Genomic DNA, 26,603 nt, shown 5'->3' with positions numbered 1-26,603 from the left:
GATGCGCTGTGCCCCAGCTGTCGAATCAGAGATAGAACGACAGGAACAGCGTGACGACCCAGCTCGCGCCGAGCACCTGGAGCACGCGGTCCTTGAGCGCGATCTCCTCCGGCTCGCCCGCGTTGCCGCCGTCGACGTCGACGGCGTAGCGCAGGACGGCGACCACGAACGGGACCATCGAGACGACCGCCCAGACCGAGTCGTGCTCGACCTGGCGGATCTCGAACGCCCACAGGCAGTAGGACATGATCAGGATCGCCGCGGACGTCGCCCAGACGAACCGCAGGTAACTCGCCGAGTACTTCTTGAGCGAAGAGCGGATCTTCGCCCCGGTGCGCTCGAAGAGCATGATCTCGGCGTAGCGCTTGCCCGCCACCATGAACAGCGAGCCGAACGCGGTGACCAGCAGGAACCACTGCGAAAGCGCGATACCCGCGGCCACACCACCGGCGATCGACCGCATCAGGAAGCCCGAGCCGACGATGGCCAGATCGACCACCGGCTGGTGCTTGAGCCCGAAGCAGTAGCCGAGCTGGACGGCTTCGTAGACCGCCAGCACGACCGCGAGCTGCCAGCTGGCGAAGAACGAGATGCCGAGGCCGGCGGCGAAGAAGAAGCCCGCCGCGACGAAGGCCACCGGCACCGGCACGATCCCGGCCGCGATCGGCCGGTTCCGCTTGGTCGGGTGGGCCTTGTCCGCTTCGACGTCGATCGCGTCGTTGATGAGATAGACCGAGGAGGCCACCAGCGAGAACGCCGCGAAGGCGATCAGCGCGGCGATCAGCAGGCCGGTCCGGTCCGTCGACTTCGAAAAGGCGAAGAACGGTGCGGCGAACACCAGCACGTTCTTCACCCACTGGCGCGGGCGTGCCGTCTTGATGATGCCGCCGACGAGACCGCCGGCGACCTTCTTCGGTTCGGCGGCCTCGGCCACGGGATCTACGTCGTCAGGCTTGGAATCGGCCTTCTCGGTCGTTTCACTCATCGTCGCTTCAGCTTCCTACGTATCAAGCCGCCGACTACGCCCCCAAGGGCCGCTCCGGCCAGAACGTCGGTCGGGTAGTGGACGCCGAGCACGAGCCGGGAGGCCAGCATCGGCGGTACCAGGGCCGGGACCAGGTTACGCCCGGTCAATCCGGAGTAGAGCACCGCCGCCGCCGTAGTCGAGGTCGCGTGCGAGGACGGGAAGCTCAGCTTGCTCGGCGTGGAGACCAGGACCTCGACGCTCGGGTGGTCCGGTCGCGGCCGCCTGACCACGCGTTTCACCGCGATGGACGCGGCGTGCGCGCCGACGACGCCGACCGCGGCGACCAGCCAGTCCTTGCGGCGCTTCTTGTCCACCGCGGCCCCGACGAGGCCCAGCGCGAACCATCCCGCGCTGTGCTCGCCGAAGTGCGAAAGACCTCGTGCCGCCTTCACCGTGACATCGCTCTTCAGGACGCCCTGAGCCTTGGCCAGGACTGCGACCTCACCCGTGGGTGCGCCCTTCTCAAGCATCGAGGGACCCGTCGAGAGGCGCGCCATCGGTCAGGTGCGGCGCGATCTTGTTCTCGAACGCGGTCAGCGCCGAGCCGATGGCCATGTGCATGTCGAGGTACTTGTAGGTACCGAGACGGCCACCGAACAGCACGTTCTTCTCCCGGGCCTCGGTCTTCGCCAGCTCGCGGTAGGCCTCGAGCTTCTCGCGGTTCTCCGGGGTGTTGATCGGGTAGTACGGCTCGTCGGCCTCACCGGCGAACCGGGAGTACTCGCGGAACACGACCGTCTTGTCGTTCGGGTAGTGCTTGCGCTCCGGGTGGAAGTGCCGGAACTCGATGATCCGGGTGTAGGGCACTTCTTCGTCGTTGTAGTTGACCACCGAGGTGCCCTGGAAGTCACCGGTCTCGACGACCTCGGACTCGAAGTCCACCGTGCGCCAGGTGAACCGGCCCTCGGAGTAGCCGAAGTAGCGGTCCAGCGGACCGGTGTAGACGGTCGGGGTGCCGGCGGGGATGTGCTCGCGGACGTCGAAGTAGTCGACGTTCAGCCGCACCTCGATGTTCTCGTGCTCGGCCATCTTCTCGAGCCACGCGGTGTAGCCGTCGACCGGCAGGCCCTCGTAGGTGTCGTTGAAGTACCGGTTGTCGAAGGTGTAGCGGACCGGGAGCCGGGTGATGATGTCGGCGCCGAGGTTCTTCGGGTCGTTCTCCCACTGCTTGGCCGTGTAGCCGCGGATGAACGCCTCGTACAGCGGGCGGCCGACCAGCGAGATCGCCTTCTCTTCGAGGTTCTGCGCGTTCGCGGTCTCGAACTCCGACGACTGCTTGGCGATCAGCTCACGGGCCTCGTCCGGCGTGTGCGACTTGCCGAAGAACTCGTTGATCAGGCCGAGGTTCATCGGGAAGGAGTAGACCTGGTCCTTGACCTTGGCGAAGACCCGGTGCTGGTAGCCGGTGAACTCGGTGAAACGGTTGACGTACTCCCACACGCGCTTGTTCGAGGTGTGGAACAGGTGCGCACCGTAGCGGTGCACCTCGATCCCGGTCTCGGGCTCGGCCTCGGAGTAGGCGTTACCACCGAGGTGGTGGCGCCGCTCCAGCACGAGGACCTTCTTGCCGAGCTCGGCCGCGGCCCGTTCGGCCACGGTCAGCCCGAAGAAACCGGACCCGACCACGATGAGGTCGTAGCCGGCGAAATCGGCTTCAGTAATCTTGTCGGGGTTCGTGTGCGCGCTCACGGGCGTCGAGGGTACGCAGGTCGCCTCGGTGCTCTGCATCCGAGCACCGGTTTCCACCTTCGACAGACACATTTTAGGAAGCAGTGCCTACTCCGGACACCTTCTGGTCCTACTTCGGTGCGACCCTCACTTACCTGGCCGTACTGGCGATCCCCGGCGGTCTCGTCGGCCGGGCCGCCGGTCTGCGCGGCTGGGCCCTGGCGGGGCTGGCCCCGCTGTTGTCCTACACGGTAACCGGCCTGGCCGGTCCGTGGCTGGCACTCGCGGGCGTGTCGTACAACCCCCTGACCGTGGCAGGCGTCACTGCCGTGCTCGCCGGGATCGGGTTCGGTCTCAGAAAGCTGGGTCAGAGCCGCGGCTGGATCACCCCGGGCGCCGAGGAACCGCCGACGAAGTGGCACCCGCGGGCGCACTACGCCGTCGCGGCCTGCGTGGCGCTGGCCGTGGGGATCTCGATCCTCGTCGTGCTTTCGGCCCGCGGCGGGACGACGGCGGTGTTCCAGCGCTGGGACACCGTGTTCCACGCGAACGGCATCCGCTACATCGCCGAGACCGGCGACGGCTCGCTGACCGGCATGGGCACCATCAACTGGTACCCGGACGGCTCGTTCTACCCGAACGCGTATCACCTGGTCGGCTCGCTCGTGTACTCGATCTCGGGCACGACCATCCCGGTCACGCTGAACGCCATCACCATGCCGGTCGCCGGGATCTTCGCGCTGTCGATGGTCGCCCTGATCCGCCAGCTCGGCGGGCGGGCGGTGTTCGCGGGTTGCACGGCTCTGGTGGCCGCCGCGGCCACCACCGGCGCGTACGAGTCGGTGTCCAGCGGGCTGCTGCCGTTCGCGCTGGGGATCGTCCTGACGCCGCTGGCGGTCGTCGCGCTGGCCCGGTTCCTCGCGCGACCCGGCCTCGACACCGGCTTCGTGCTCGCGCTGACCGCTGTCGGCCTGCTCGCGGCGCACTCGTCGGCGCTGTTCGGCGCACTGCTGTTCGCCTTCCCGCTGGTGGTGCAGCGCTGGTACCGCGCGCTGCGGCACAAACCGCTCGACGGTGTGCCCGAGGGCCGCGCGGGCTGGCGGATCATCGGCGGCGACGTCGTCAAGATGGTGCCGGTGATGGTGGGGAGCGCGCTGCTCGCGGCGCCGCACATCCTCGGCGCCCTGAAATTCACTTCGGGTTCATATCCGTACTACGCCTGGGGCTCGGAACTGCCGGTGGTGAAGTCGCTGGGGCTGCTGGTGACCTTCCGGCAGGTGCTGAGCGCGCCGCAGGTGTGGCTGACGGTGCTGCTGGTCATCGGCGTCCTGAGTCTGTTCCGGCTCGGCCGGATGCGCTGGATCGGGCTCGCCGCGCTGGGCTTCTCCGCGCTGTTCGTGCTGGTCGCGTCGTTCGGCGCCGAACCGTGGGTGATCTCGCTGTCGCGGCCGTGGTGGAACGACCGGTACCGGCTGATGGCGCTCGCCGCGATCCCGCTCTGCCTGCTGGCCGGGCACGGGATGGCGGAGCTGCAACGCTGGTTCGCGAAGTGGGCGAGCGGCCGGTCCTGGGTGAAGAGCCGCCCCGCGCTGCCCGCCCGGCTCGGACTGGCGACCGCGGTGTTCATCGTGGCCGCTTCGGCCGTGCTGACCAAGGGCTTCTACACCGAGTCGAACGCGCACGCGGTGTCGTTCCTGTACTACAACGGGCCCGAGGGCGAGGTCACGCCGCCGGTCAGCGCCGACGAACTGGCCGCGATGGACGCGCTCACCAAGATGAACGTCGGACCGGACGAGAAGGTGCTCAACGAGCGCTTCGACGGGACGGCCTGGCTGTACGCGATCACCGGCATCCACCCGGTCGCCGGGCACTACGACCCGGGTGTGCCGCCGCCGGACGCGAAGTACCTGGCGCTGCACTTCCGGGATTACGACACCGACCCCGAGGTGCAGGCGGCGGTGAAGCGGCTGAACATCAAGCACGTGCTGATCGGGAGCACGCCGATCAAGATCGGTGAGCCGCCGGCGCCGGGACTGCGGGATCTGGACGGGCTGAACTTCCTGCGCAAGGACTTCGGCAACGCCGGCGCGTCGATCTACACCCTGACCCGCTGACGCGCTCCGCTTCCCGCGCTCCGCGCTCCGCTCCTTGCCTTCCGCTCCCTGCCCTCCGCTTCCCGCGCTCCGCGCTGACGCCACCCAGGCTCACGCGCCCGACGCTCTACACACGCAATGAAAGGCCCGTTACTTGCAAATTTTGCAAGTAACGGGCCTTTCATAGCGTTCGGGAGGGTCAACGCGAGACAGGACCGGAGGAGACGGGACCCAACGGTCTCCCCAAGGGCGCCCCGCGCCCGACGAAGACTTCACCGTCGCGCGCCCTCTTTCGGCCGAAGGCCACGGAAACATTTTGCGGGGCGCCTACCCGCGAAACGCGAGCTCCAGTCGAGCCTGCGCCCCGCGAAATTTTTCCGTCAGCGCGCGACAAACAAAAACAGCTCGCGTGGTCGCGGACTGCCCCCGCCGCGACCACGCGAGCCTTAGTCCCCCATTCACCCCCGGGGTGACCCATGAGGGGTAGCCGCCCGGCGGCCACACCCACTCGCTGTACTCATCCCTCAGACGGCCGTTGAGCGGAACCGGTTTACCCGGTCCGCCAACGTCACCCGATCGGCCTAAGCGCTCCGGCCTTGGAGTACCGGGAGTACGTCGCTGACGACCTCCTCGAGCGTCGACTCGCGGCCGACGTAGTAGTCGCTGGACCGCGGCCAGTGCGTGACGATGTCGGTGAAGCCGAGTTCCCTGGCCCGTCCGGCCGCGTCGGTGAACGCGCCGACGCTGGAGAGGGAGAAGACCGGCGCCGAGTCGAGGCTCAGGAACCGCTGCACGCTCGCCTTGTCCCGGCCGACGGCCTCGAGGCGCTCGTCGAAGGTCTTCACGAGTCCCGCGACGCCCTTCCACCATTCGTCCTGGGTCTCCGACTTGACGCCGGTGGTGGCCCAGCCCGCGCCGAACCGCGCGGCGAGCGTCATCGTGCGGGGGCCGTTCGCGGCCACCAGGAACGGCACCCGCGGCCGCTGCACGCACCCGGGCAGGTTCCGCGCGCCCTTGGCCCGGTAGTACTCACCCTCGAAGTCGAAGCCGTCGGTCATCAGCAGGCCGTCGAGCGCTTCGACGAACTCGGTGAAGCGGTCCGTGCGTTCCTTGACCGACAGTTCCGGACCGTCGAGGACGGCGGCGTCGTAGTTGGTGTGCGGGACGCCGGCGCCCACACCGAGGATGAAACGGCCGTCGGAGATGTCGTCGAGGGTGGTCAGCTCGCGGGTGAACGGCACGGGGTGCCGCGCGACCGGCGACGCCACGAAGGTGCCCAGTCTGATCTTCGACGTCACCGTCGCGGCCGCCGTCAACGTTGGCATCGCACTGAACCACGGGCCGTCGACGAGAGTCCGCCAGCCGAGGTGGTCGTACGTCCAAGCGTGGTCGAAGCCGTATTCCTCGGCGGCCCGCCATTTCGGCTCGGCCGCCCACCAACGATCTTCCGGAAGGATCACGATGCCTACGCGCACAGTCGCCGAACCTAGCGGTGCCCGTCGGCCCTTCGCCCGATGGGCGGATGTTCGGGGACAATGTGACGGTGGAGAAACCCCTTCTGATCGCGTCCGATGTCGACGGCACCCTGCTCGGCCCGATGGAGGCCCTGACCGAACGCACGATCGACACCGTCCGGCGCGTCACCGAGGCCGGAGTCCCCTTCGTGCTGGTCAGCGGGCGCCCGCCGCGCTGGATCGCCCCGATCGCGAACCCGCTGAACCTGACCGGCTACGCGGTCTGCGCGAACGGCGCGGTGCTGTACGAGGTCGGGACGGACCGGATCGTCGCCGTCCACGGCATGCTCGAACCCACGCTGCTGCACGACGCGGTGAGTGCTCTTGATCACGCTCTTCCCGGCTGCCGGTACGCCGCGGAGCGGATCGGCGAGTCCGCGCTCGACCCGGAAATGCGCAATTTCGTGATCGAACCGGACTACCACAACCCGTGGGGCGACAACGAGGGCACGCAGGCGCCGAGGGCCGAGGTGCTCGGGCATCCGGCGATCAAGCTGATGATCAGCAAGCGCGGGATGACCTCCGAGGAGATGGCGCTGGCGGCCCGCGAAGTGCTCGACGGCGCTGTCGACATCACCTACTCGACGAACTCCGGCCTGATCGAGGTCTCCGCGCACGGCATCACGAAGGCGACCGGGCTGGCCGAGGTCTCCGAGCGGCTGGGCGTCCCGGCCGAGCGGGTGATCGCGTTCGGGGACATGCCCAACGACGTCGAGATGCTCGGCTGGGCCGGGCACGGGGTGGCGATGGCCAACGGACACCGCCACGTCCTGGACGTCGCCGACGAGGTGACCGCCCCGAACTCCGAGGACGGCGTCGCCCAGGTGCTCGAGCGCTGGTTCTAGCGGCCTTCGCGGTCGAGCTTGGCGGCCTCTTCCGGGGTCGGCGCGGTGCCGCCGAGGTGCGCGGGAAGCCACCAGCGCTCGTCGTCGGCGCCCGGCTTCTCCGGGTAGCCCGCCTGGACGCGGTCCACGAGCGCCGACATCCGCACGCGAAGGTCCTTCGAGAGGACTTCGGCGTCTTCTTCGGCCTTCGGGTGCATCGGCTCGCCGACGAGGATCGAGATCGGGACGTGGCGTTTGGTGAGGTCCTTCGGGTGGCCCTTGGTCCACAGCCGCTGCGTGCCCCACAGCGCCATCGGCACGACCGGGACACCGGCTTCGGCGGCCATCCGGACGGCGCCGGACTTGATGTCCTTCACGGTGAACGACCGGCTGATCGTGGCTTCGGGGAACACCCCGACGACCTCTCCGGCCTTCAGGCGCTCGACGGCTTCGCGGTACGACGCGAGACCCGCGCCGCGGTCGACGGAGATGTGGTGCATGCCGCGCATCAGCGGTCCGGCGATCCGGTTGCTGAAGATCTCCTTCTTCGCCATGAACCTGACCAGGCGTTTCGCCGGCTGCGCGCCGAGCCCGCAGAAGATGAAGTCGAGGTAGCTCACGTGGTTGCAGGCGATGACGGCACCGCCGGTGGCCGGGATGTGCTCGGTCCCCTCCACCCGGATGCGGTTGTCCAGCACCCGGAACATCAGCTTCGCCGCCATGATGACGGGCGGGTAAACGAGATCGGCCATTCGTCCAGGTTACGCTACCGTAGGGTAACCAACCTACGGTCGCGTAGGTCACAGGCGGGCTTCCGCGCCATCACCCCAGGTCACTGCCCTAAAATGCGCTCGTGACGCACGAAACCACCGAAATCACGCTCATGCCGCGAGGCAGACCCGGCGCTCAGCGTCTCTGGGCCTACCTCGCGCTGAGCACGGTTTCCCTGATCAATCTGATCTCGTTCATGCCGAAGTTCCCCAAGCCGCACGAGCTGGCCTGGGGCGACGCGGTGAACTACTACCGGATGTCAGAGCAGACCGGCGCGGCCGTCGAAAACCCGTTCGCGCTGCGCATGCTGAGCCCCTGGATCGTCCACCGCGGCAATCTGCTGACCGGGCTCTCCCTCGACGTCCTCTGGGTCGCCTTCACCTTCGTGGTCACGCTGGCCACGATCCTCGTCTTCTTCGAATTCCTGCGCTCGTACCTGAAGCTCCAGCTGTTCACCTCGGTACTCGCCGCCGTCGCGCTGGCCTGCACGTTCTGGTACGCGCCGTACGCCTTCAGCAACCCTTGGCTGGTCGACCCGCTCAACAACCTCCTCTACCTGCTCGCGATCTGGTTCATCCTCAAGCGCAAGCTGATCCCGTTCGCGATCGTCATCGTGCTGGGCGCGATCAACAAGGAGACGACCCTCCTTCTGGCCCCGCTGTACCCGCTGATCGCGTGGACGCGAGGCCGTTCCTTCCGCGACCGCGATGTCCTGGGGGGCATCGGCGTGTTCGTGGTCGTCGTCGGCATCTACATCGGCTACCGGCTCTGGGCGCAGAACCTCATCGGCGGCGACTACGGCTTCGGCGCGGGACAGTCCAACAGCGGCCTGCTCGACAACATCCGCTTCGCGCTCAACGCGAGCAAGGGCACCGGCCAGGTCGAGTTGTTCAGCACGTTCCACTTCTTCTGGCTGATCTTCGGCTACGGCCTTTACCAGCAGTACCGCCGCCACGGGCTGCGCGCGGAACTGCTGATCGCCAGCGTCTGGCTGTTCGCCTGCTGCCTGGCCGGACGGCTGGTCGCGACGGACACCGCGCGGGTGTTCGTGATGATGGCGCCGCTGATCCTCGCGCTCACCGCGGTCGTGCTCGACCAGCAGCGCGGTGAAGGACGGCGGCTCTGGGTCGGCGCGCTGTTCTTCCTGTATGTCGCGGTGAACCTGCGGTTCGTCGGCGGGGCGGCGGTGTTCTGGGTCGACGCCGTCGCCCTACTGATCTTCGCCGCCTTGGTGTCGTTCCCGAAGACACCGAACTGGCCGCGAGCCAAGATCTTCAACGGCTTCCAGCCGCATCAAGGGACCCTGGAAGTGGGGGACGTCAAGTCCTCCTGACGCGCGAAGGTCACCAGCGCCAGGACGACACCGAGCAGCGTGCAGTACAACGCGATCACCTGGTGCTTGACGTTCTCCAGGCCGTCGCCGAGCGCGGCCAGCGCGAACTGCCCGGCGGCGACGGCCAGCAGGAAGCCCAGCGCGACGCCCACCGCGTCGCGCCGGGTCTTCCAGCCACGCCACGCGAGCAGGGACCAGATCGGCAGTAACGCGAAGAAACCCAGTGGCGCCAAGAGTTTCGTGATGGTCGACGCCACCGGGACGCGGTATTCCTGCGCCTCCGGCGCGAAACCGGCCGACTGGTCGAAGCTGCCGAGGTAGGGCGGCCGCGCGGTGAGCAGATCGCCCGCCGCGCGGTCCAGGATTCCGATGGTGCGCCAGGGATGCGTCGCGAAGTATTCGACGACGTTGCGCCTGCTGATCTGTTCGCGGTACTTCGGGTACTCGGGATCCATCGTGGCGGGCCGGGCGTGCCACCAGCCGTTGCCCGCGTACTGGCCGAACGAGGCGGGCAGTCCCAAGGCGGCGAGATCGGCCCCGGTGTCGTGCCGACCGTCCACAATGGTCAAGAAGATCGTGTTGAACATGTTGATCTCGCGTGAATCGTCGCCCGGACGCGCGGCGAGAGAGCCATCGGGCAGCTTCGCGGGCTCGACGGTCTGCTGCGCGTAGGCCGTACCTCCGGCGAGCGCGCCGATGACGAACACCACGGGGAGCCAGCGCTTGAGGCCGCGGACGCCGTCCGGGCGGACGAGCAGCGCGGCGAGCGCGAGCACCGGCAGGATCATCAACGTCTGGACCTTGGCGTTGACCGCGATGACGCCGCCGAAGAGCAGCACCGCCAGGCCCGCGTAGCGCCACCAACCAGGCCTCGCGGCCACCAGCAAGCCGCCGACTGCGAGCAAGAGACCGAGGAACGCGGCACCTTCACCGAGCACGGAAGCGAAGTAGCCGAAGAACGCGGAATCCGCGACGACCAGCAACAGCCCCGCGGTCGCGAAGCCGCGGACACGGCGTGAGTACGGCAGTCCGACGACGATCAGCGCGACCGCCGCGGCGGCGAGGACGCTGGTCAGCACGCCGAGGACGACCAGGCTGAGCGTCGATTCGAGGCCGAGCAGGCCGCCGATCGACCGCGCGATCCGGGCGAACCAGCTCTGGGTCAGGAGATACGTGGCGTCGCATTCGCCTGCCGGAACGGTGTAGGCGAGGTGCACGAACTGCTCGGGCTTGCCCTTCCACGGGATGCCCGCGCCGCACAGCACGCGGAAGCCGTCACCGTTGTCGGACATCGCGACCGGCCGCGGCACGAGGAAGCGGACGAGCAGCACGGTGAGCGCGACGGCGAACACGCAGAAGCCGAACAGGCGCGAAGGTGCTTCAAGCGCTGCTGGTCGGCTCGGAAGGACGCGTTCGTCGACACTCACGAAGGGCACGGTACGTGGCGGAAATCGGGTGAGAAGTCGAGGGCCGTCGTGACGGACCGCTCGACGTCGGCCCGCAGGAAGACGGTGAGCCAGGACGAAGTTCCTTCACGCGCGAAGGTCGCGACGCGGTACCTCTCCGAGTACGCCGGGTCGATCACGCAGGACTGCTTCGCCGCGTAGCCGTTGTCGGTGATGACGGCGATCGTCGGGCGCCGCCGGGATACGACGGCTTCGCCCGCTTCTTCGGTCTGACCGCGGACGCCGACGATCTGCAACTGCGTCCCGGCGTGGTACGACAGCACTCCGGGCGCGGACGTGCTCACGACCGAACCGGGCGGCAGGTAGGCGTCGAGCCAGCGGCCGATCTCCTCCATCTGGGCGCCGTGGTCGTGCCAAGCGCGCACGCGAGTCAGCATGTCCGGGCTGAACACCGACACCAGCACGGCGAGCCCGGACAACGCCACCGCGGCGGCGGGCATCAGCCGCTGGACCGGTGGACGCGGCCGGGGGCTCGGTTTCGTGACCGCGGTGAGCACGCCGTAGACCGACACCGCCGCCACCGACAGCAGTGGCGGGATCGGCGCCAGCAGACGCCAGGCGGGCCCGGCGTCGCCGCCGAAGAAGACCACGAACCCGGCGAAAGCGACGGCGGTGACGAGCATCAGCCAGGTCAGCGATCTGGCCTCGGCCTCGTGCGGCGTCCGGCAGGTGCGGCGCAGGAGCAACGCCCCCGCCGCGACCAGGCCGAGCAGCAGGAAGCCCTGGTGGACCACCGAAAATCCGGAGAGATAGTGCCATCCGCGGTCGACCCGCGCCGAGACATCGATGTCGAAGGGGATGACGACCGACGACGGGAGGACATGGTCGTAGTAGGTCACCCGCCACGCCGTCCACGGCGCGGCGAAGACGAGCCCGCCGAGCAGCCAGCCCGCCGGCGACCACCAGGTGTACCGGCCGCGCAGCGCGGCGATGACCAGCCAGCAGCCGACCAGCACCGCGAGCAACGTCCCCGACGGTCGCGTCATCATCGCGAAGGCGGCGAGTACACCCGCGACGACCGGGCGCCGGGCCGCGAGCGAGGCGAAGACGCCGAACAGGAGCAGCACGAACAACGGTGTCTCGGTGCCGGATCCGCCGTACGCGGCGAGCCCTCCGGCACCCGCGACGAGCACCGCGGCGGCCACTCCGTAGGCCGGGCGAGGCTCACCGGCGGCCCGCGCGACCACCCGGTTCACCGTCACGTGCGCGAGCAGCACGGCGCCGAGGGTGGCGAGGATCCCGAGGACGATCGCGGAGGTCTCGATATCGGCCCCGAAAGCGGCCTTCGGCAAGGCGATCGCGATCATCCAGAGGAAATTCGCGTACCCCTCGATCCGCTCGCCGGTGTTGAACACCGGACCATTGCCGTCGGCGATGTTCTGGGCGTAGCGGAAAGTGATGTACGCGTCTTCCGCGATGGTCGAAAACACCAGCTGGTGCACCAGCGAGAAACCGAGGGTCAGCGTCAGCGCGGCGGCACGCCAGTTCTTGTCGGCACTGATCTTGGGCCAGGCCACGAGGACGAAAGCGGCGACCACGAACCAGGCGCCGACGAGCGCGACCACCACCTGATCCCCACCCTTCCGGGCCGAGCCACTCCCCTGACAAAAGACTACGGTCAAGTATCGATCACCGCGCCAAGGTGTTTCTTTCGGCGCAGTTAGTTGACACGAATGGGTGAGTTGAGTTTGCGCGGAGTAGGCGTCGTTCCGCCGTTTTCCCCGACGGGATGTGACTCCTTCGGGTAACGGCCCCCGGCGGTTAATCTGGCTTCCCATTCCGTTCCGCACCTCGGGGGTTCCGTGCGGATTCCCCACCCCGAGGAAACCTGTGCCCACCCAGACCTCCCTGTCGGCCGACGTCGTCACGGTGTGCGTCGCACTGCTCGTCATCGCCCTTCCCGGCCTGCTCACAGGTCTCGCCGCCGGTCTGCGCGGCTGGGTGCTCGCGGGCATGACGCCGTTGCTCAGTTACGCCATCGGTGGGCTCGCCGGGCCGTGGACGGCCGCCCTCGGGCTCCCGTTCGGCCCGGTGACGTACGCGGTGGCGACGGCCTTGTTCGCCGGAATCGCCTACGGCCTGCGACGGCTCACCCTGCGCCGGTGGCCGCCTGAGCCGGAGGAACCGCTGTGGGGACGGGCCGGGCACCTCGCCGTCGGGGCCTGTCTGCTGCTCGCGGCCGCCGTCGGGATGTACGCCGTGGTGCGCGGGATGGGCAGGCTGGACGCCATCCCGCAGGGCTTCGACGCCGTCTATCACGCGAACGGCGTGCGGCAGATCGCCGAAACCGGGGACGGCGGCCTGTTCGGCACCGGCGAGGTCAACTGGTACGGCGACGCGGCGCCGGTGTTCTACCCCAACGCGTATCACCTGCTCGCGTCCGTGGTGTACCTGCTCAGCCCGGCGACCATTCCGCTGACCCTGGACGTGAACACTGCCCTGCTGCCCGCGCTGCTGGCGTTGTCGCTGATCACGATGGTGCGCGTGTTCCGGGGCCGGGCGGTGCTCGCGGGCGCGGTCGCGCTCGTCTCGATCGCGCCGGTGATGGGCCTGTACGAATCGATGAGCAGGGGACCTTTGCTGCCGTTCCTGCTCGGCCTGGCGCTGACCCCGCTGGCCGCCGTGGCGGTGAAGCGGTACCTCGACCGTCCGGCGCCCGACACCGGCTTCGTCCTGGTGATCAGCGCCGTCGGCCTGCTGTGCGTGCACTCGTCGGCGTTGTTCGGCGCGATGCTGTTCGCCGGTCCGCTGCTGCTGCAGCGCTGGGTCGCGCCCGGTGAACGGTGGCCACGGATCGTGCGGGACCTGCGCGCGCTGGCGATCGTCGGCGCGATCGCGGTCGTCGTGGCGGGGCTGCAGCTGTTCGGCGCGATCGGCCTCGCGAACGGCGAGGTGCCCTACCGCAGCTGGCCGGTGGAATGGCGGGCGACGACGGCGCTCGGCGCGCTGCTGGGCTTCCAGCACCACGAGCCCTATCCGCAGGTGTGGCTTTCGGCCGCGCTGCTGGCCGGGTTCATCTTCTTCGCGCGGGCGGGCGCGCTGCGCTGGATCGGTGTGACGGCGCTGATCACCGGGCTCGCCTACATCGCGGTGACGTCGTCGGAGCAGCCGATCGTGCTGGCGCTGTCCCGGCCGTGGTGGAACGACCCGTACCGGTTCATGTCGATGGCCGCGATCCCCCTGTCGATCATCGCGGCGCACGGGCTCGCCGAGACGCAGGCGTGGCTGCGGGACACCGTGGTGCACCGCAAGGTGCCCGCGTTCGTCGTCGCGGTGGCGGTGTTCGGCGGGTTCGCTTTCTTGAGCAACGGTTTTTACGCGCGGTCCAACGCGGAGAAGATCGCGTCCGGCTACGCGAACACGCCCGGCATCAACACGCACAAACTGCCGGTGAGCCCGGACGAAGCCGCCGCGATGGAGAAGCTCGCCGAGTTCGCGAAGCCCGGTGAGCGTGCGGTGAACGACCGTCTGGACGGGACGGTGTGGACCTACGCGCTCTCCGGCGTCCGGACGACCTCGGGGCATTTCGACGAGACGCTGTCGCCGTCGGACGCGCGGCTGCTGGAGTGGCACTTCCGCGAGTACCCGTCGAACGCCGAGGTGCGGGCGGCCGTGCGGCGGCTGAACGTGCGCTGGGTGATCCTCGGGCAGTACGGCTACCCGCCGGGCGCCCAGCGCCAGGCCGGGCTGCGCGATCTGGACGGCCTGAGCTTCGTGACCGAGGTCTACCGGAACCCGGACGCGGTGATCTACCGGTTGAACCCCTGACCGCGTTTAGTCCTCTGGTTGCGGTCCCGAGTGGCGATTCGGGTTCTGGTGGACCGGTATTGCTTACCCACTGGGCCGGGCTTTGCCTCGGAGCTTGCTTGGGCTTGATCAACGGAGGATTGGGGACGTTGAGTGTCTCCGATCTTCCGTTGATCAAGGTCCGAGGCCGGGGTGACCTGGTGACGGTGAAGGAATTGGGACACTCAACGTCCCGATTCCTTCACCGTCACCGTCGACGCCCGCGCAAGGACCGCAACTAGAGGACTAAACGCGGGGGGTGGCGAGGCGCGCGGAAAGGGCGGCGGCGCCGGCGGTGATCAGGTCGGCGACCGTGAACATGACCCGCGAGGCGATGGCGAAGGCGGTCGCCTGGCCGACGGTGAGGCCCGAAGCGGTCAGCACGGCGACCTGCGCGACCTCGCGGACACCGACCCCGCTGGGCAGGATGAACGCGAACGTCCCGACGGTCATCGCGACGGCCATCGCGCCGACGCACAGCACGAAGCCGCTGAAGCCCGGCGTGCCGACGGAGTTCGCCAGCAGCCACAGGTGCACGCCCTGCAGCGCCCACGCCGCCGTCGACGAGCCGAAGACCTTCCCGACGACCGACCAGCTCAGCCGGTGGTCGAGCGGCGGGCGGCGCAGGATGCGCAGCACGAGCGACGTGCCCCAGGTGAGCACCTTCGGGTGCAGCATCGCGAGGCCGACCGGGATGAGCACGAACAGCCACATCGCGCGCGGGCTGTTGCTGAACACCGCGGGGGCCGCGAGCAGCGAGACGACCAGCGCGGACACCACGCCGACGCCGAGCTGGATCAGCGAACCGGTGAAGATCCGGGCCCTGGCGAGCCCGGCCTTGCGGCCCAGTTCCATCTGCAGCAGATACGCCCACACCGAACCCGGCACGTACTTGCCGAGCGAGCCGACGAGGCAGATCTGCGCGCCGCGGGCGTAGCCGATCGGCTTGCCGAGGTCGTCGACCATGACCTGCCAGCCGTAGGTCGACACCATGATGGCGGCGATCAGCGCGAGCAGGCTCAGCGTGGAGGATTCCCAGGCGACGTCGGACAACGTCCGCCAGAATTCACCCCAATTGGTGACAAGTGTCTTCGCCGCGAAAGCGACGACCAGGAGGATGGCGACCCAGCGGACGACGTCGAGGATCTTCGCCTTCGTGGATTTCGGTTGCTTTACCGCAACCGGGGATTCCCCCTCCGGCGTTTCGACTGTCGTCACTGAACCTCCTTGCTTGGCCTCTTTCGCCGCTGGTCAGGCCTGTACGGTCACCAAGCGGCTGAACTCGGTCAGCAGATCGTAGCCGTCCCAAATCGCGGAGAACGTCAGGGCCGATCCGAAGGGAACGACACGGTCGACGCCGCGGCCCGCCAATTCCGTCACGAATTGCGTCAATTCTTCTTTGCTGAAGCCGAATTGACCGACGGTTTGATCTTTGCGGAGCACGATCGGGACGAGGTCGGAAAGCGTGTCGACCCGCGCGTTGGCGAAAGTGCCGGCGCCGAGCCATTCGCGCGGGAGGATCGCGGGGTCGGCCAGCTCGAGCGTCACGATGCCGTTGCCCTGGAACTCGATGCCGTTGACGAGCCCGTCGACGGCCGCGCCGTACGCCGAAACCCGCTTCTGGACGGCCATCGCGGGCTCGGTGACGTGCTGTTTCTTCGCCAGGACCTCGGCGAGCAGCTTCCGGAACTCCTGCCCTGCTTCGCGAGCGCCCGCTTCGTCGCCGACCCAGAACACCGCGCGCGGCGACGAGCAGGCGGCCTGGTCGAACCAGTACGAGTCGTTGTAGAAGCCTTCGGCGGCACCGCGGCGCTCGGTCTCGGAGGCCTCGTGCCAGCCGCGCACCGAAGCGACGGCGAACGAAGACCGGTCCGGGAAGGTCAAGTCGCGCGCGTGCGGCGCCAGCGGGTACTTGCGCAGCGCCGCGACCGAGGCGTCGCCGCCCCAGATGACCCGCAGGTCCGCGGCGACCGAGAGCGCACCGCTGATCGCGTCGCTGCGGTCGTAAGTGATCATGCGCTGCGTCGCGGTGATCGCGGCGGCGGTGTCGGCGTCCACTTCGGACAGTGCGGCGTTCAGCGCCTCCAGCACCGTTTCGGCGGCGCCGGCCGAACGCGAGGACACGCGGACGACGTTGTGGTTGCCCGCGAGTGCCGAAAGCGCCCACGAGTACACGAAGATCGTGTCGACGTTGGCGGGCGGCACGTGGAACACGAGGCCGCGCGGGAAGCGCAGCGCGTCTCCGGAAGTCTCCAAAGTGGACAGAGCCTTGGCGATCTCTCCCTTGCGCAGGAAGAAACCGAGCGAGGCCAGCTCGGGGAACCGGCGGGCAGTCGCGGGTGCGAGCAGCTTGCGCGCGAACTTCGTCAGGAACTCGACGACGCGCGGGTCGCCCACGCGAAGCCGTCCACCGACGGGCTCGGCACGCAGCTCTTCGACGAGCTTGTCGACCTCGATGGCGTCCGAAAGCGGGAAACGCTGGTTGAGAGTCATGCCGCCGCTCCCTGGAAGGTGTCCGAGCAACCGCGGGCCTCGGCCTTGGGCAGCCTGCCCATGACCGAGAAGTGCTTGCCCGGCCAGTCGCCGTCGTCGATTCCGTTGTAGACACCGAGGTCCTCGGTGAGCAGGACGTGCCCAGGATACGAGTGCGGCAGCGTGCTGACGACCTCGATCACGCCGGGCTCGCCGACCGGCTGCTCTTCCCAGGTTTCCGGGTTCCGGATCACGACGTCCGCGAAGTCGGGGCAGTACAACGAGTTCCCGGAAGGTCCTTCGAGGAACACGGTGCCGATCTGCTCGATCATCCCGTAGTAGTTGTGGATCCGGGTGAGCCCGGTGTCCTCTTTGAAGCGACGGCGGAACTCGGTGTTGTCGACCGCGCGGTCGATCAGCTTCTTCCAGCCGCCCGAGTGGATCAGGATCCCGTTCGACAGGTCGAGCTTGTGCTCGCGCGCGACCTCGTAGAGGTACTGCCACACCATGAAGGTGAAGCCGAAGATCAGGAACGGCTTGTCGCCGTAGGTCGCGAGGAAGGTCTTGACCGCCTCGACGTCCGGCTCGTCGTTCTCGTCGAGCACGTAGGTGTGCTTGCGGCCGAAGTTGGCCATGCCCAGCACTCCGGCGCCGCGCGCGGAGAACGAGCGGCGGTTCTTGATGATGCCGATCGTGTCGACCATCAGCATCGGCAGCCGCTCACCGCCGAGGACCTCCTGCAGCGTCGCGCCGAGCTGTTTGGTCTGCGCGCCGGCGGCGGCCTTGTCCAGGTAGATCCGCGACGCGCCCGCGCCGGTGGTCCCCGAGGACGTCAGCGTCTTGAAGATCTCGGACTCCGGAATGGACCGGAGGTCGTGCGTCTTGAACATCCGCACCGGCAGCCACGGCAGGTCCGCGATGGACGCGAACGCAGCGTCCCGCGCGATGCCCAGCGACGAAAGGATCCGGTCGTACCCTTCGGAGTTCTCGCGGTGGTGCGCGGTGAGCTCGGCGAGCTGCGGAAGCAACGACTTCTCGCGCTCAGCTTGGGACAACGTGAACACACTCATGCTGTTTCCTCCGCGAGTTTGCGCGCGACCGCGATCGTGTCGACAGGGCGAGACATGGCCTCACACGTCACCTGCCCGGGAAAAGCGCCCTGCCGCCCCGATAGCGGGGCCTGACGGCCAGCGCGCGCTCTGTGGTCGGCTCGTGTGCCGCGGCTACTCATACCTGGGCCTCCAGCGACCGGTAGTCGATCTTGCCGCTGGCCAGCAGCGGCACGGTGTCGCATGCGCGGACGTCGAACCCGCTGGTGTGCAGGTGGAGCCGCTCGGACAGCGCCTTCGCGGCGTCCTTGCACATATCTTTGTCGGCCCCCTCCGCGAACAGGACGACCTTGTCCCCGGCCGGGACGGCGGCCACGACGTCGATCCCCACCGAAGCAGAACGCACGGCCTGCTCGAGATCATCCAGGCTGACCCGGTTGCCGAAGACCTTGCCGATCCGCTTGAGCCGTCCGGTGATGTAGAGGAACCCGTCCTCGTCGAGATAGCCGAGGTCGCCGGTGGGCAGCACGCCGCCCCATTCGTCGCCCGCGGCCAGCCCGGCCTCGTCGTCGGCGTAGCCCATCATCACGTTGGGGCCGCGGTACACGACCTCGCCGACGATCTTCGGGTGCTTGGTCTCGGAGCCGTCCTCACGCCGGACGGCGAACGAGCCGCCGGGCAGCGCGGGCCCGGCGGAACCGAGCTTTTCCGCGAGCCGCTCCGCCGGGACGGTGGTCATCCGCGGCGCGGCCTCGGTCTGGCCGTACATCACGAACATCCGCCCGCCGACCGCGCGGATCTTGTCGTTGAACTGGGCGACGAGGTCGTCGCGGAGCTTGCCGCCCGCCTGGGTCAGCGTGCGCAGCGTCGGGTACTTCGCCGGATCGAACTTGAGGCGCCGCAGCATCTCGTAGTGGTACGGGACCCCGGCGAGCGACGTCACCTCGTACTCGTTGACCGCGTCCCAGAAGCCGCGCCCGAGCACGCCGGAGGGCTCGATGACCACGGTCGCGCCGCGGACGAGGTGGGAGTTCAGCACGGACAGGCCGTAGCTGTAGTGCAGCGGGAGGCTGGTCGGCGCGACCTCGTCGCGGTCGATGCCGAGCACCTGCGCGATCGCGTCGGCGTTGGCGAACACCGCACCACGGGAGAGCCGGACCAGCTTCGGGTTGCCGGTGGAACCGCTGGTCGGCAGGAGGACGGCCAGGTGGGGATGCGGCTCGACCCCTTCGGCGGACTCCCGGACCCAGTGCCCGTCGGAGACGCCGTAACCCTCGGGTGCGGGCGCGTCCGGCGCGGACAGCACGGCAGCCGGTCGGAAGCGCTCGATGAGCCCCGCCAGGACGTCGGCGTCGAGCGCCGGGTCGATCAGCGCGATCGCGCGGCCCGCCTCGAACGCACCGAGGTAGTTCAGCACGCTGGGCAGGTCCACCGACATCCGCGCGAACAGCGCACCGGGCGGCAGCAGCGACAACGCGGCCCCGACGCGGGTGACCTCGGTGTCGAGTTCCTCGCCCGCGAGCGTCTTGCCGCTCGTGACGTCGATGAGCCGTGCACCCACACCCAAAAGGGTCATTACAGAACAAGTCCTCCGTCGATGCCCAGCACCTGCCCGGTGATGAACGAAGCGTCATCACTGACCAGGAACCGGATCGCGTTCGCCACGTCCTCGGGCGTCCCGAGCCGTCCGAGGGGGGTCTTGCCGATGTTCTCGGCCTTGGCGTCCTCGGTCAGCCCCGAGGTCAGGTCGGTGTCGATGACGCCGGGCGCCACCGCGTTGACCCGGATCCCGGACCGGCCGAGTTCCTTCGCGGCCGAACGCGCGATGTTCGCCACCGCCGCCTTCGAGGCCGCGTACACCGTCTGACCGGCGCTTCCGTGCTCGCCGACGATCGAGGCCAGCACCACGATGGCGCCGCTCTTCTTGCGCATCATCGCCCTGGCCGCGGCCTGGACGGTGTGCAGCGTTCCGGCGACGTTCGTGCTCAGCGTGGTGTCGACCAGTTCCTCACGGATCATGCCGAGGAGCGCGTCCTCCATGATCCCGGCGTTGGCGACCACGATGTCGAGCTTGCCGTGCTCCTTGGCCACGCCGCGGACCACCGTCGACACGGCCTTGGCGTCGGTGACGTCCAGCGCGAGGCCGCTCGCGGCCCCCGCCGCCGCGGCCGCTTCCTTGGCCTTGGCCTCGTCACGACCGGTCAGCACGACGGTGGCGCCCGCTTCGGCAAGCGCCCGCGCGGTGGCCAGCCCGATCCCCCGGGTACCCCCGGTGACCAGGGCGACCTTGCCTTCGAGCATCACTTGGACTGGAGGTCGGTCACCATGTCGACGGCGACCTTGAAGCTGGACATGTCGATCACCTGGTCGGTGTCGAATTCCACCTCGAACTCGTCCTCGATGGCCGCGACCAGCGCCATGTGACCGACCGAGTCCCAGGCTTCGATGTCGCGGTACTTCAGGTTTTCGACGTCGACCTCGCCATCGAGGTCCAGCGCCTCGACGAAGACCTCACGCAGCTTGCCGGCGACTTCCGCCATCTTGTGACTCCTACTCACTCGCGCGGACGGGCGTCCCACGCCTTCACCAAGGTAGAGAGGTCGCCGGGCAGCCGGTCGGCCAGCCCGTCCTCAGGGAGACCGCCCTTACCCTTCAGCCACGGTCCCAGTGCCTCGATGGTGGCCTCGTCCAGCCCGCGGCGGGACAGCCCGACGGTATTGACGCCCGTCACCCGTGCGGGGTTGCCGACGGCGATGGTGAACGCGCCCACCTCCTTGCGGACGGCGGAGCTCATCCCGACCATCGCGCCGGGACCGATCACGACCCGCTGGTGCAGGATCGCGCCCATGCCGAGGTTCGCCCCGGACCAGATGTGGCAGTGGCCACCGGTGATCACGTTCGACGCGACCGTGACGGCGTCCTCGACCAGGCAGTCGTGGGCGATGTGGGAGCCGCGGAGGAAGTACCCGCCGTCGCCGATGGTGGTCGTGCGCCAGGTGCCCTGGTGGACGCTGACGTACTCGCGGATCCGGTTGCGGCTGCCGATGACGACGCCGTGCCCGTCGTGATCGGGATCACCGTTCGGCGCGGAGTCCCAGGCAGCGGGGTGCTCACGGCCGCGGTCCTCGCCGGGGGTCCCGATGGTCACGTGCGGGCCGATCCAGTTGCCGTCGCCGATCCGCGCCGGGCCCACGATGACCGTGAACGGTCCGATGACGTTGTCGTCACCGAGCTCGACACCCTCGCCGATGACTGCTGTCGGGTGGATGCGGTTCACCACGTGAGATCCGTTCGTTGTGGCTGGGAGGCAGCCTGGGGTAATGGGCGCTTCGGCGGTCCCGGTAACGTGTGGCCCGCGCCAGAGAGGGCGGCCGGGCGCAGAACCGGCGGCTCACTGTACCGGACGCACCAGAACGCCCAGTCGAGAGAGACTTGCAGATGATCCCCATTACCGTGGTCGACGTCCGTGACGCGGAGGACCTCGTCGTCGAGGTGCTGCGGTCCGGCGCCATCGCACAGGGACCGATGGTCAAGCGCTTCGAGGATGCGTTCGCGAGCGTTTCCGGCACGAAGCACGCGATCGCCGTCAACAACGGCACCACCGCGCTGGTCGCCGCCATCCAGGCGCTCGACCTCAAGCCGGGCGACGAGGTCGTCACCTCGCCGTTCACCTTCGTGGCGACGCTGAACGCGATCCTGGAGGCGGGCGCGACCGTCCGCTTCGCCGACATCCGCCGCGACGACTTCGCGATCGACCCGGACGCCGTCGCCGCCGCGATCACCGACCGCACCAAGGTCCTGATGCCCGTGCACCTCTACGGGCAGACAGCGGACATGGGCAAGCTCGCGCCGCTGGCCGCCGAGCACGGCCTCAAGGTGATCGAGGACTCCGCGCAGGCCGTCGGGGCCTCGTTCGAGGGCAAGCAGGCCGGATCCTTCGGGATCGGCTGTTTCTCCTTGTACGCCACCAAGAACATCACCACCGCCGAGGGCGGCGTCATCACCACGGATGACGACAAGCTGGCCGACGCGCTGCGCGTGCTGCGCAACCAGGGCATGCGCGCCCGCTACCAGTACGAGGTCGCCGGGCACAACTACCGGATGACCGACCTGCACGCCGCCGTCGGCATCCCGCAGCTGGAGAAGCTGGACCAGCTCACCGCCGCCCGCCAGGCCAACGCGAAGCGCCTCTCCGAAGGCCTCGCCGGCACGCCGGGTCTGGACATCCCGCAGGTCCTTCCGGGCCGCGAACACGTGTGGCACCAGTACACCGTGCTGGTCGGCCCGCACGCCTTCCTCTCGCGCGACGAACTCGCCGCCGCCCTCACCGAACGCGGCATCGGCAACGGGATCTACTACCCGAAGATCGTCTTCGACTACGACTGCTACCGGAACAACCCGCTGATCCCCGACGCGAAGGTCGAGGACTTCCCGGTGGCCGCTTCCGTTGCCGCGCAGGCGCTTTCGCTGCCCGTGCACCCGCACCTCTCCGAGTCCGACCTGGACACCATCATCGAAACGGTTCGCGAGGTGCTCGGCGCATGACCACCCACAAGATCGCCCTCATCGGCACCGGCAACATGGGCTCGCTGCACGCCCGTGTCCTCGCCGCGAACGAGCGCGTGGACCTCGTCCGCGTGATCGACCCGCGCGAAGAGGCGGGCCGCAAGGTCGCCGAGCGCTACGAAACCCAGTGGACGCCCGAAATCGGCTCGCTGTCCGATGTGGACGCCGTCGTGCTCGCTTCGGCCACCGAGGCGCATTACGAGCTGGCGCAGGAGATCCTGGGCCAGGGCAAGCCGTTGCTGGTCGAGAAGCCGGTCTGCAACAGCCTGGAATTCTCCAAGGAGATCGTCGGCCTTTCGGCGAAGAAGGACGTCCCGCTGATGTGCGGGCTCCTGGAGCGCTACAACCCGGCCGTGATGACCGCGCGGGCGCTGGTCAACGAGCCGATCCACCTGATGGCCCGCCGCCACGGCCCGTACGCGCCGCGTATCAAGACCGGTGTCGCGTGGGACCTGCTGGTGCACGACGTCGACCTGGCGATCCAGTTCTTCGGCGGCGCGACCCCGCAGCGGGTCGCGTCCGGAGCGGGCTACTTCCACCCGAACTCGGTCGAGGGCGCCGAAGACACCATCGAGACGGTGCTGTCGTTCGAGTCCGGCCTCGCCACGGTTTCCGCTTCCCGCCTCGGCCAGCGCAAGGTCCGCTCGCTGTGGGTGTCCGAACTGGACCGCATGATCGAGATCGACCTGCTCCGCCGCGACGTCACCATCTACCGGCACGTCTCGCACGACTCGGTCACCGAGGACGGCCTCGGTTACCGGCAGCAGACCGTCATCGAGATCCCGGAACTGGTCACCGCGCGCGAGCCGCTGGCGACCCAGCTGGACCGGTTCCTCGAACTGCTCGAAGGCAAGATCGACGCCGACACCGAGCGCGACCTGATCCTGCCTTCGCACGCCGTCGTCGACCAGGTGCTGACCCAGGCCGCCGCCTGACCTCCTCGGGGACCCGTCCCGGCTGGGCACGGCTACCATCCGCGAGTGCCTAAGACCCTGAAGCGTGCGACGACCGTTCTGGCCCTGGCGGCCTTGACGTGGATCATCACCTCGGGGCTGTTCTCGATCCTCGCCGTCATGCAAGCCGCGGACGGGTCTCGCTTCCGTCCGGAGGATTCGGATCCGCCGGTCATCGTCTGGTTCCTCGTGCTCGGCGTCGTCCAGATGGCGCTGTGCGTGGTGACCCGGGCGGGCCGGAACTGGGCACGGGTGGCCGTCACCGTTTCGGCGAGCCTCATGAGCCTCATCATGCTGATCACCGTGATCGCCGCGGTGGTCGACTATCTGTACGCGACAGGGCGCGCCACCACGGTGGGCGGCGAAGTACAGGTGTCAGGCCTGGGGATCGTCCTCGTCGTGATCGACGCGGTAACCCTCGCGGGGACGGTGCTCGGCATCGCCGGGTTGTACCGGTCCTCGGTCAATGCCTATTTCTCCGAAATCCGGCGACCACACCTCGGCTCGGGTGAAGATCGGACGCTCACTTGACGAGGCGCTGGCCCCTCGCGTCGTAGGCGACGAGCGGGGTCAGCACGCCCGTCGACTCCACGTCCGACGGGGAGAACCAGAAGATCATGACCGACGGGTCCCCGCTCCAGGGCACCACGTTCGCCTCGACCGGCTTTCCCCGGACCGTGCTGGTGATCCGCGTCGCCGGACCGGCGAAATAACCGAACACGGGCACGAAGGTGTTCTGGAGGATGTCGCCGCCGTCCACCGCGTGGAAGCCGAAAGACCGGTCGGACCCCTTGAACTCGTTGCTGCCCAAGAGCGCTTCGTAGCTGCCGTCGACGTTCCGGTAGGCGACCTGCAAGCCGAACTCGACGCCCGGCAGAGCCGGCTCGTCGATCGCGAAGGCATAGATCACCAGCTCACGGCCATCCTCGCCCTTAATCCCGAGCGAGGTGGTCTCGCCCAGCGGTGCCGGGCTCGGCGCAGGGTCGGTGACCGCCGGTAGCGACGTCACCGGCGGCTGTGCGGACGTGGTGGTGCTCGCGGCGGGCGGCAGCGGGCGCTGCGAAGGTTCCTTCAACGCGACAGCGCCGACGATGACCAGCACCGTCACCACCGCGGCGGCCACGCCACCCGCGCCGGTCGCGAGACGGCGACGGCGGCGGATGCGCCTGCCCTTGGTCATGATCGCGCCGAGGTCGGGCTCGGCGAACTCCTCGGCAGGCGGTTCCCGCAGTGCCGAGCGCAGCGACTCGAGGTCGGTCATCGTCCCAGCCCGCCGATCAGTTCCGTTCCGTCCTCCGCGGTGATCCGCAGCTTGGTGAGGGCGCGGGAGTTCGTGCTCTTCACGGTGCCCACCGAGACACCCAGCTCGCCGGCCACGTCGGACTCCTTCAGATCGAAGAAGTGCCGGAGCACCACGACGGCTCTCTCCCGGTCTGTGAGCGTACGCAACGCGTCAAGCAGCCATTTCCGCTGGACAACGGCCCCGGCGACGTCCGCGCCGCTCGGCCGCTCGGGGACCTCCTCGGTCGCGTTCTCGCGAATGGGCCGCCGCCAGCCGTCGATGATGTGGTTGACGAGGACCTGCCGCGCGTAGGCATAGGCGTCCTTGCGGCGTACCCGCGACCAGGCCGCGTACGTCTTGGCGAGCGCCGTCTGGGCGGCGTCCTCGGCCTGATGACGGTCACTGGTCAGCAGGTAGGCCGCGTGCTGCAGACGGTTCGACGAGTTCCGAACGAACTCGACGAACTCGTCATCGCCGCGAGCCACCCTGGTCCTCATCTCAGTTCGACGGTTGACCACCTGAAAGGTTGCCTCAACCTTTTCGGGCGGTCTCCCGTAGAGGTCTATGAATGATCTTCGACCACGGGGAGGCAGGGCAAAGAAGATCACCCGGGAAGTGGATGTCTCAGTCGTTCTTGCGCCGGACGAAGCGGAGCGCGACGACCAGCCCGGCGACGACCACGGCGACCGCGAGGACGATCCACACCCAGGTCGGCACCAGGTTGTCGGGAGTGGTCTCCTCCGCGGCCGGAGCGGGGGCGGCGCTCGCCGCGGGCGCCGCGCTGCTGGCCGGGGCCTGGCTGCTCGTCGGCGCGCTGCTGGACGACGGCGGCGCGACCGGGGCGGTGAGGTTGAACTTCACCGAGCCGCTCGCGGCGTGCGTGTCCTCGAAGGTCACCTTGTAGCGGAGGGTGTACTCGCCGGCGGGCCCGACCGCTTGAACCGGCGCCGTGACGACCATCCCGGCGACCTCAGCCCGGCCGACCGTCCACGACGCGTTCTCGGGCCCGGTGATCTGGATGGGGTCGTCGGCGAGAGTGACCGGGCCGGAGAAGGTCAGTTTGATCTGCGTCGGCGGCGTCGCCAGCGAAGCGCCCCGGGCCGGGTCGCTGCTCTTCAGCTCCGAGTGGGCCAGCGCCGGGGTCGCGACGCCCAGCAGGGCGATGCCCGCGACCAGTAGCGACGCGCCGAACCGGTTGAACCTCATCTGACACCCTCCTCGCCGGGGAACTCCCCGTCGAGCCTAGTAGTCGGGCTCGAGAGGGCGACGGTTCCCGGTGGGCCTGCTAGTGAGCGGCCCGGCGGGTGATGGGGTGGCGCTCCGGGTGAGGGGTGTGTGGAAATAGGGACGTTGAGTGTCTCTTATTTCCACACAGTCCCTCGGCGCTGCGAGTGCCGCGCCGTGAGGGCGTCGAGATCCAAAGCGAGCTGGGTGCCGTCGAAGTCGAGATGACCTCGCCGGTGTCCTCACCGAAGCTCTCGTAAGCCATTTCCACAGTACGCACGAGCACTCTTCGAAGTTGCCCCCACGCAAGAACCATCACGGAAATCCCCGATGTTTCCGCAGGTCAGCTACATTTCGAGGATGAAAAGGACCTGGGGGCTCTTGTTCGTCGGCATGCTCTTTTTCGTCACCTCTTGTAGCGGCGAGCCGACGCCGCCGCCGTCCCCGTCGGCCCCGTGGCCCACCTCGGTGAGCAAACCCACGAGCACCACTCCCACGACACCGCCACCACCCGCCTCGCCCGCCATGATCAGGGAGGCCTGTCCGTTCCTCCCGCTCACCGAGGTCCACCAGAT

Annotated in this window: 25 protein-coding genes; 7 read left to right on the top strand and 18 right to left on the bottom strand. The window is 68.5% G+C overall.

The window, feature by feature from the left end; all coding sequences use genetic code 11:
- Positions 1 to 25 precede the first annotated feature (25 nt).
- Genes BKN51_RS35705 through glf form a run of 3 tightly spaced genes read right to left on the bottom strand, consistent with a single transcriptional unit; the run spans position 26 to position 2,716 of the window.
- Positions 26 to 985 (bottom strand): decaprenyl-phosphate phosphoribosyltransferase, encoded by a 960-nt coding sequence (locus tag BKN51_RS35705; protein ID WP_101611790.1) that lies wholly within the window; start codon positions 983 to 985, stop codon positions 26 to 28.
- Positions 982 to 1,497 carry a phosphatase PAP2 family protein gene (locus tag BKN51_RS35700; RefSeq protein ID WP_026467226.1) on the bottom strand — a complete coding sequence of 172 codons (516 nt, stop codon included), beginning with the start codon at positions 1,495 to 1,497 and terminating at the stop codon, positions 982 to 984. Before BKN51_RS35700 ends, BKN51_RS35705 begins: the two co-directional genes overlap by 4 nt.
- Positions 1,490 to 2,716: a UDP-galactopyranose mutase gene (glf, locus tag BKN51_RS35695; RefSeq protein WP_101613655.1), complete on the bottom strand. Its 1,227-nt coding sequence runs from the start codon at positions 2,714 to 2,716 to the stop codon at positions 1,490 to 1,492. The genes BKN51_RS35700 and glf overlap by 8 nt, the downstream gene beginning before the upstream one ends.
- Before the next feature lie 83 nt (positions 2,717 to 2,799).
- On the opposite strand from glf, the gene BKN51_RS35690 reads away from it, so the two are divergent.
- On the top strand, positions 2,800 to 4,809 hold the full coding sequence (locus BKN51_RS35690) for a DUF6541 family protein (protein ID WP_101611789.1): 2,010 nt from the start codon (positions 2,800 to 2,802) through the stop codon (positions 4,807 to 4,809).
- A 560-nt stretch (positions 4,810 to 5,369) separates the two neighbouring features.
- On the opposite strand, the gene BKN51_RS35685 is transcribed toward BKN51_RS35690, so the two are convergent.
- Entirely contained in the window at positions 5,370 to 6,263 is an 894-nt protein-coding gene (locus BKN51_RS35685; protein ID WP_101611788.1) for an LLM class flavin-dependent oxidoreductase, read from the bottom strand.
- A gap of 47 nt (positions 6,264 to 6,310) precedes the next feature.
- On the opposite strand from BKN51_RS35685, the gene BKN51_RS35680 reads away from it, so the two are divergent.
- A complete protein-coding gene (locus tag BKN51_RS35680; RefSeq protein WP_199192946.1) occupies positions 6,311 to 7,147 on the top strand; it encodes an HAD family hydrolase in 837 nt (278 codons plus the stop codon).
- Here the strand turns inward: BKN51_RS35680 and BKN51_RS35675 are convergent.
- Positions 7,144 to 7,878, bottom strand: a complete 735-nt coding sequence (locus tag BKN51_RS35675; protein WP_101611787.1) for a lysophospholipid acyltransferase family protein — start codon at positions 7,876 to 7,878, stop codon at positions 7,144 to 7,146. The genes BKN51_RS35680 and BKN51_RS35675 overlap by 4 nt on opposite strands.
- 101 nt (positions 7,879 to 7,979) lie before the next feature.
- On the opposite strand from BKN51_RS35675, the gene BKN51_RS35670 reads away from it, so the two are divergent.
- Positions 7,980 to 9,230, top strand: a complete 1,251-nt coding sequence (locus BKN51_RS35670) for a hypothetical protein (RefSeq protein ID WP_101611786.1) — start codon at positions 7,980 to 7,982, stop codon at positions 9,228 to 9,230.
- Here the strand turns inward: BKN51_RS35670 and wsfD are convergent.
- Together wsfD and BKN51_RS35660 are read right to left on the bottom strand one after the other, a co-directional pair.
- Positions 9,191 to 10,657, bottom strand: coding sequence for a glycan biosynthesis hexose transferase WsfD (wsfD, locus tag BKN51_RS35665; RefSeq protein ID WP_101613653.1), 1,467 nt, complete (start codon positions 10,655 to 10,657; stop codon positions 9,191 to 9,193). The two genes, BKN51_RS35670 and wsfD, sit on opposite strands and share 40 nt — an antisense overlap.
- Positions 10,654 to 12,264 carry a hypothetical protein gene (locus BKN51_RS35660; RefSeq protein ID WP_101611785.1) on the bottom strand — a complete coding sequence of 537 codons (1,611 nt, stop codon included), beginning with the start codon at positions 12,262 to 12,264 and terminating at the stop codon, positions 10,654 to 10,656. The genes wsfD and BKN51_RS35660 overlap by 4 nt, the downstream gene beginning before the upstream one ends.
- A gap of 262 nt (positions 12,265 to 12,526) precedes the next feature.
- On the opposite strand from BKN51_RS35660, the gene BKN51_RS35655 reads away from it, so the two are divergent.
- On the top strand, positions 12,527 to 14,464 hold the full coding sequence (locus tag BKN51_RS35655) for a DUF6541 family protein (protein ID WP_101611784.1): 1,938 nt from the start codon (positions 12,527 to 12,529) through the stop codon (positions 14,462 to 14,464).
- A gap of 264 nt (positions 14,465 to 14,728) precedes the next feature.
- Here BKN51_RS35655 and BKN51_RS35650 read toward each other — a convergent pair whose 3' ends face one another.
- From BKN51_RS35650 to BKN51_RS35620, 7 genes are all read right to left on the bottom strand, one after another.
- A complete protein-coding gene (locus BKN51_RS35650) occupies positions 14,729 to 15,700 on the bottom strand; it encodes a lysylphosphatidylglycerol synthase transmembrane domain-containing protein (RefSeq protein WP_101611783.1) in 972 nt (323 codons plus the stop codon).
- A 33-nt stretch (positions 15,701 to 15,733) separates the two neighbouring features.
- Entirely contained in the window at positions 15,734 to 16,975 is a 1,242-nt protein-coding gene (locus BKN51_RS35645) for an acyl-CoA reductase (RefSeq protein WP_101611782.1), read from the bottom strand.
- Positions 16,972 to 18,024 carry a LuxE/PaaK family acyltransferase gene (locus tag BKN51_RS35640; protein WP_101611781.1) on the bottom strand — a complete coding sequence of 351 codons (1,053 nt, stop codon included), beginning with the start codon at positions 18,022 to 18,024 and terminating at the stop codon, positions 16,972 to 16,974. Before BKN51_RS35640 ends, BKN51_RS35645 begins: the two co-directional genes overlap by 4 nt.
- Positions 18,025 to 18,181: 157 nt before the next feature.
- Entirely contained in the window at positions 18,182 to 19,579 is a 1,398-nt protein-coding gene (locus BKN51_RS35635) for an AMP-binding protein (protein WP_101611780.1), read from the bottom strand.
- A complete protein-coding gene (locus BKN51_RS35630; protein ID WP_174720491.1) occupies positions 19,579 to 20,304 on the bottom strand; it encodes an SDR family NAD(P)-dependent oxidoreductase in 726 nt (241 codons plus the stop codon). The genes BKN51_RS35635 and BKN51_RS35630 overlap by 1 nt, the downstream gene beginning before the upstream one ends.
- Positions 20,304 to 20,543: an acyl carrier protein gene (locus BKN51_RS35625; protein WP_101611778.1), complete on the bottom strand. Its 240-nt coding sequence runs from the start codon at positions 20,541 to 20,543 to the stop codon at positions 20,304 to 20,306. Before BKN51_RS35625 ends, BKN51_RS35630 begins: the two co-directional genes overlap by 1 nt.
- Before the next feature lie 14 nt (positions 20,544 to 20,557).
- Positions 20,558 to 21,283 (bottom strand): UDP-N-acetylglucosamine acyltransferase, encoded by a 726-nt coding sequence (locus BKN51_RS35620; RefSeq protein WP_101611777.1) that lies wholly within the window; start codon positions 21,281 to 21,283, stop codon positions 20,558 to 20,560.
- Positions 21,284 to 21,441: 158 nt separating this feature from the next.
- On the opposite strand from BKN51_RS35620, the gene BKN51_RS35615 reads away from it, so the two are divergent.
- Genes BKN51_RS35615 through BKN51_RS35605 form a run of 3 tightly spaced genes read left to right on the top strand, consistent with a single transcriptional unit; the run spans position 21,442 to position 24,053 of the window.
- Positions 21,442 to 22,548: a DegT/DnrJ/EryC1/StrS family aminotransferase gene (locus BKN51_RS35615; protein ID WP_101611776.1), complete on the top strand. Its 1,107-nt coding sequence runs from the start codon at positions 21,442 to 21,444 to the stop codon at positions 22,546 to 22,548.
- Complete coding sequence (locus BKN51_RS35610; protein WP_101611775.1) at positions 22,545 to 23,504, top strand: Gfo/Idh/MocA family protein; 960 nt, start codon at positions 22,545 to 22,547, stop codon at positions 23,502 to 23,504. The genes BKN51_RS35615 and BKN51_RS35610 overlap by 4 nt, the downstream gene beginning before the upstream one ends.
- A 45-nt stretch (positions 23,505 to 23,549) precedes the next feature.
- On the top strand, positions 23,550 to 24,053 hold the full coding sequence (locus BKN51_RS35605; RefSeq protein ID WP_146044305.1) for a hypothetical protein: 504 nt from the start codon (positions 23,550 to 23,552) through the stop codon (positions 24,051 to 24,053).
- Here BKN51_RS35605 and BKN51_RS35600 read toward each other — a convergent pair.
- The 4 genes from BKN51_RS35600 to BKN51_RS35585 form a co-directional block, all read right to left on the bottom strand.
- Complete coding sequence (locus BKN51_RS35600) at positions 24,046 to 24,783, bottom strand: hypothetical protein (protein ID WP_101611773.1); 738 nt, start codon at positions 24,781 to 24,783, stop codon at positions 24,046 to 24,048. The genes BKN51_RS35605 and BKN51_RS35600 overlap by 8 nt on opposite strands.
- On the bottom strand, positions 24,780 to 25,289 hold the full coding sequence (locus BKN51_RS35595; RefSeq protein ID WP_101611772.1) for a SigE family RNA polymerase sigma factor: 510 nt from the start codon (positions 25,287 to 25,289) through the stop codon (positions 24,780 to 24,782). The genes BKN51_RS35600 and BKN51_RS35595 overlap by 4 nt, the downstream gene beginning before the upstream one ends.
- Positions 25,290 to 25,428: 139 nt before the next feature.
- A complete protein-coding gene (locus tag BKN51_RS35590) occupies positions 25,429 to 26,010 on the bottom strand; it encodes a copper resistance CopC family protein (RefSeq protein ID WP_101611771.1) in 582 nt (193 codons plus the stop codon).
- 365 nt (positions 26,011 to 26,375) lie between these two features.
- Complete coding sequence (locus BKN51_RS35585) at positions 26,376 to 26,588, bottom strand: hypothetical protein (RefSeq protein ID WP_146044304.1); 213 nt, start codon at positions 26,586 to 26,588, stop codon at positions 26,376 to 26,378.
- Between the last annotated feature and the right edge of the window lie 15 nt (positions 26,589 to 26,603).

Source organism: Amycolatopsis sp. BJA-103, assembly GCF_002849735.1.
Classification (GTDB): domain Bacteria; phylum Actinomycetota; class Actinomycetes; order Mycobacteriales; family Pseudonocardiaceae; genus Amycolatopsis.
Note: the sequence above shows the minus strand (reverse complement) of the source record. Positions and strands in the feature narration are given on the sequence as shown.

What these genes read in the sequence shown, in the direction of transcription:
- BKN51_RS35705 (WP_101611790.1), bottom strand. Translation starts at nt 985, where the DNA reads ATGAGTGAAACGACCGAGAAGGCCGATTCCAAGCCTGACGACGTAGAT.
- BKN51_RS35700 (WP_026467226.1), bottom strand. Translation starts at nt 1,497, where the DNA reads ATGCTTGAGAAGGGCGCACCCACGGGTGAGGTCGCAGTCCTGGCCAAG.
- BKN51_RS35680 (WP_199192946.1), top strand. Translation starts at nt 6,311, where the DNA reads ATGTTCGGGGACAATGTGACGGTGGAGAAACCCCTTCTGATCGCGTCC.
- BKN51_RS35675 (WP_101611787.1), bottom strand. Translation starts at nt 7,878, where the DNA reads ATGGCCGATCTCGTTTACCCGCCCGTCATCATGGCGGCGAAGCTGATG.
- BKN51_RS35645 (WP_101611782.1), bottom strand. Translation starts at nt 16,975, where the DNA reads ATGACTCTCAACCAGCGTTTCCCGCTTTCGGACGCCATCGAGGTCGAC.
- BKN51_RS35640 (WP_101611781.1), bottom strand. Translation starts at nt 18,024, where the DNA reads ATGAGTGTGTTCACGTTGTCCCAAGCTGAGCGCGAGAAGTCGTTGCTT.
- BKN51_RS35635 (WP_101611780.1), bottom strand. Translation starts at nt 19,579, where the DNA reads ATGACCCTTTTGGGTGTGGGTGCACGGCTCATCGACGTCACGAGCGGC.
- BKN51_RS35630 (WP_174720491.1), bottom strand. Translation starts at nt 20,304, where the DNA reads ATGCTCGAAGGCAAGGTCGCCCTGGTCACCGGGGGTACCCGGGGGATC.
- BKN51_RS35625 (WP_101611778.1), bottom strand. Translation starts at nt 20,543, where the DNA reads ATGGCGGAAGTCGCCGGCAAGCTGCGTGAGGTCTTCGTCGAGGCGCTG.
- BKN51_RS35615 (WP_101611776.1), top strand. Translation starts at nt 21,442, where the DNA reads ATGATCCCCATTACCGTGGTCGACGTCCGTGACGCGGAGGACCTCGTC.
- BKN51_RS35610 (WP_101611775.1), top strand. Translation starts at nt 22,545, where the DNA reads ATGACCACCCACAAGATCGCCCTCATCGGCACCGGCAACATGGGCTCG.
- BKN51_RS35600 (WP_101611773.1), bottom strand. Translation starts at nt 24,783, where the DNA reads ATGACCGACCTCGAGTCGCTGCGCTCGGCACTGCGGGAACCGCCTGCC.
- BKN51_RS35590 (WP_101611771.1), bottom strand. Translation starts at nt 26,010, where the DNA reads ATGAGGTTCAACCGGTTCGGCGCGTCGCTACTGGTCGCGGGCATCGCC.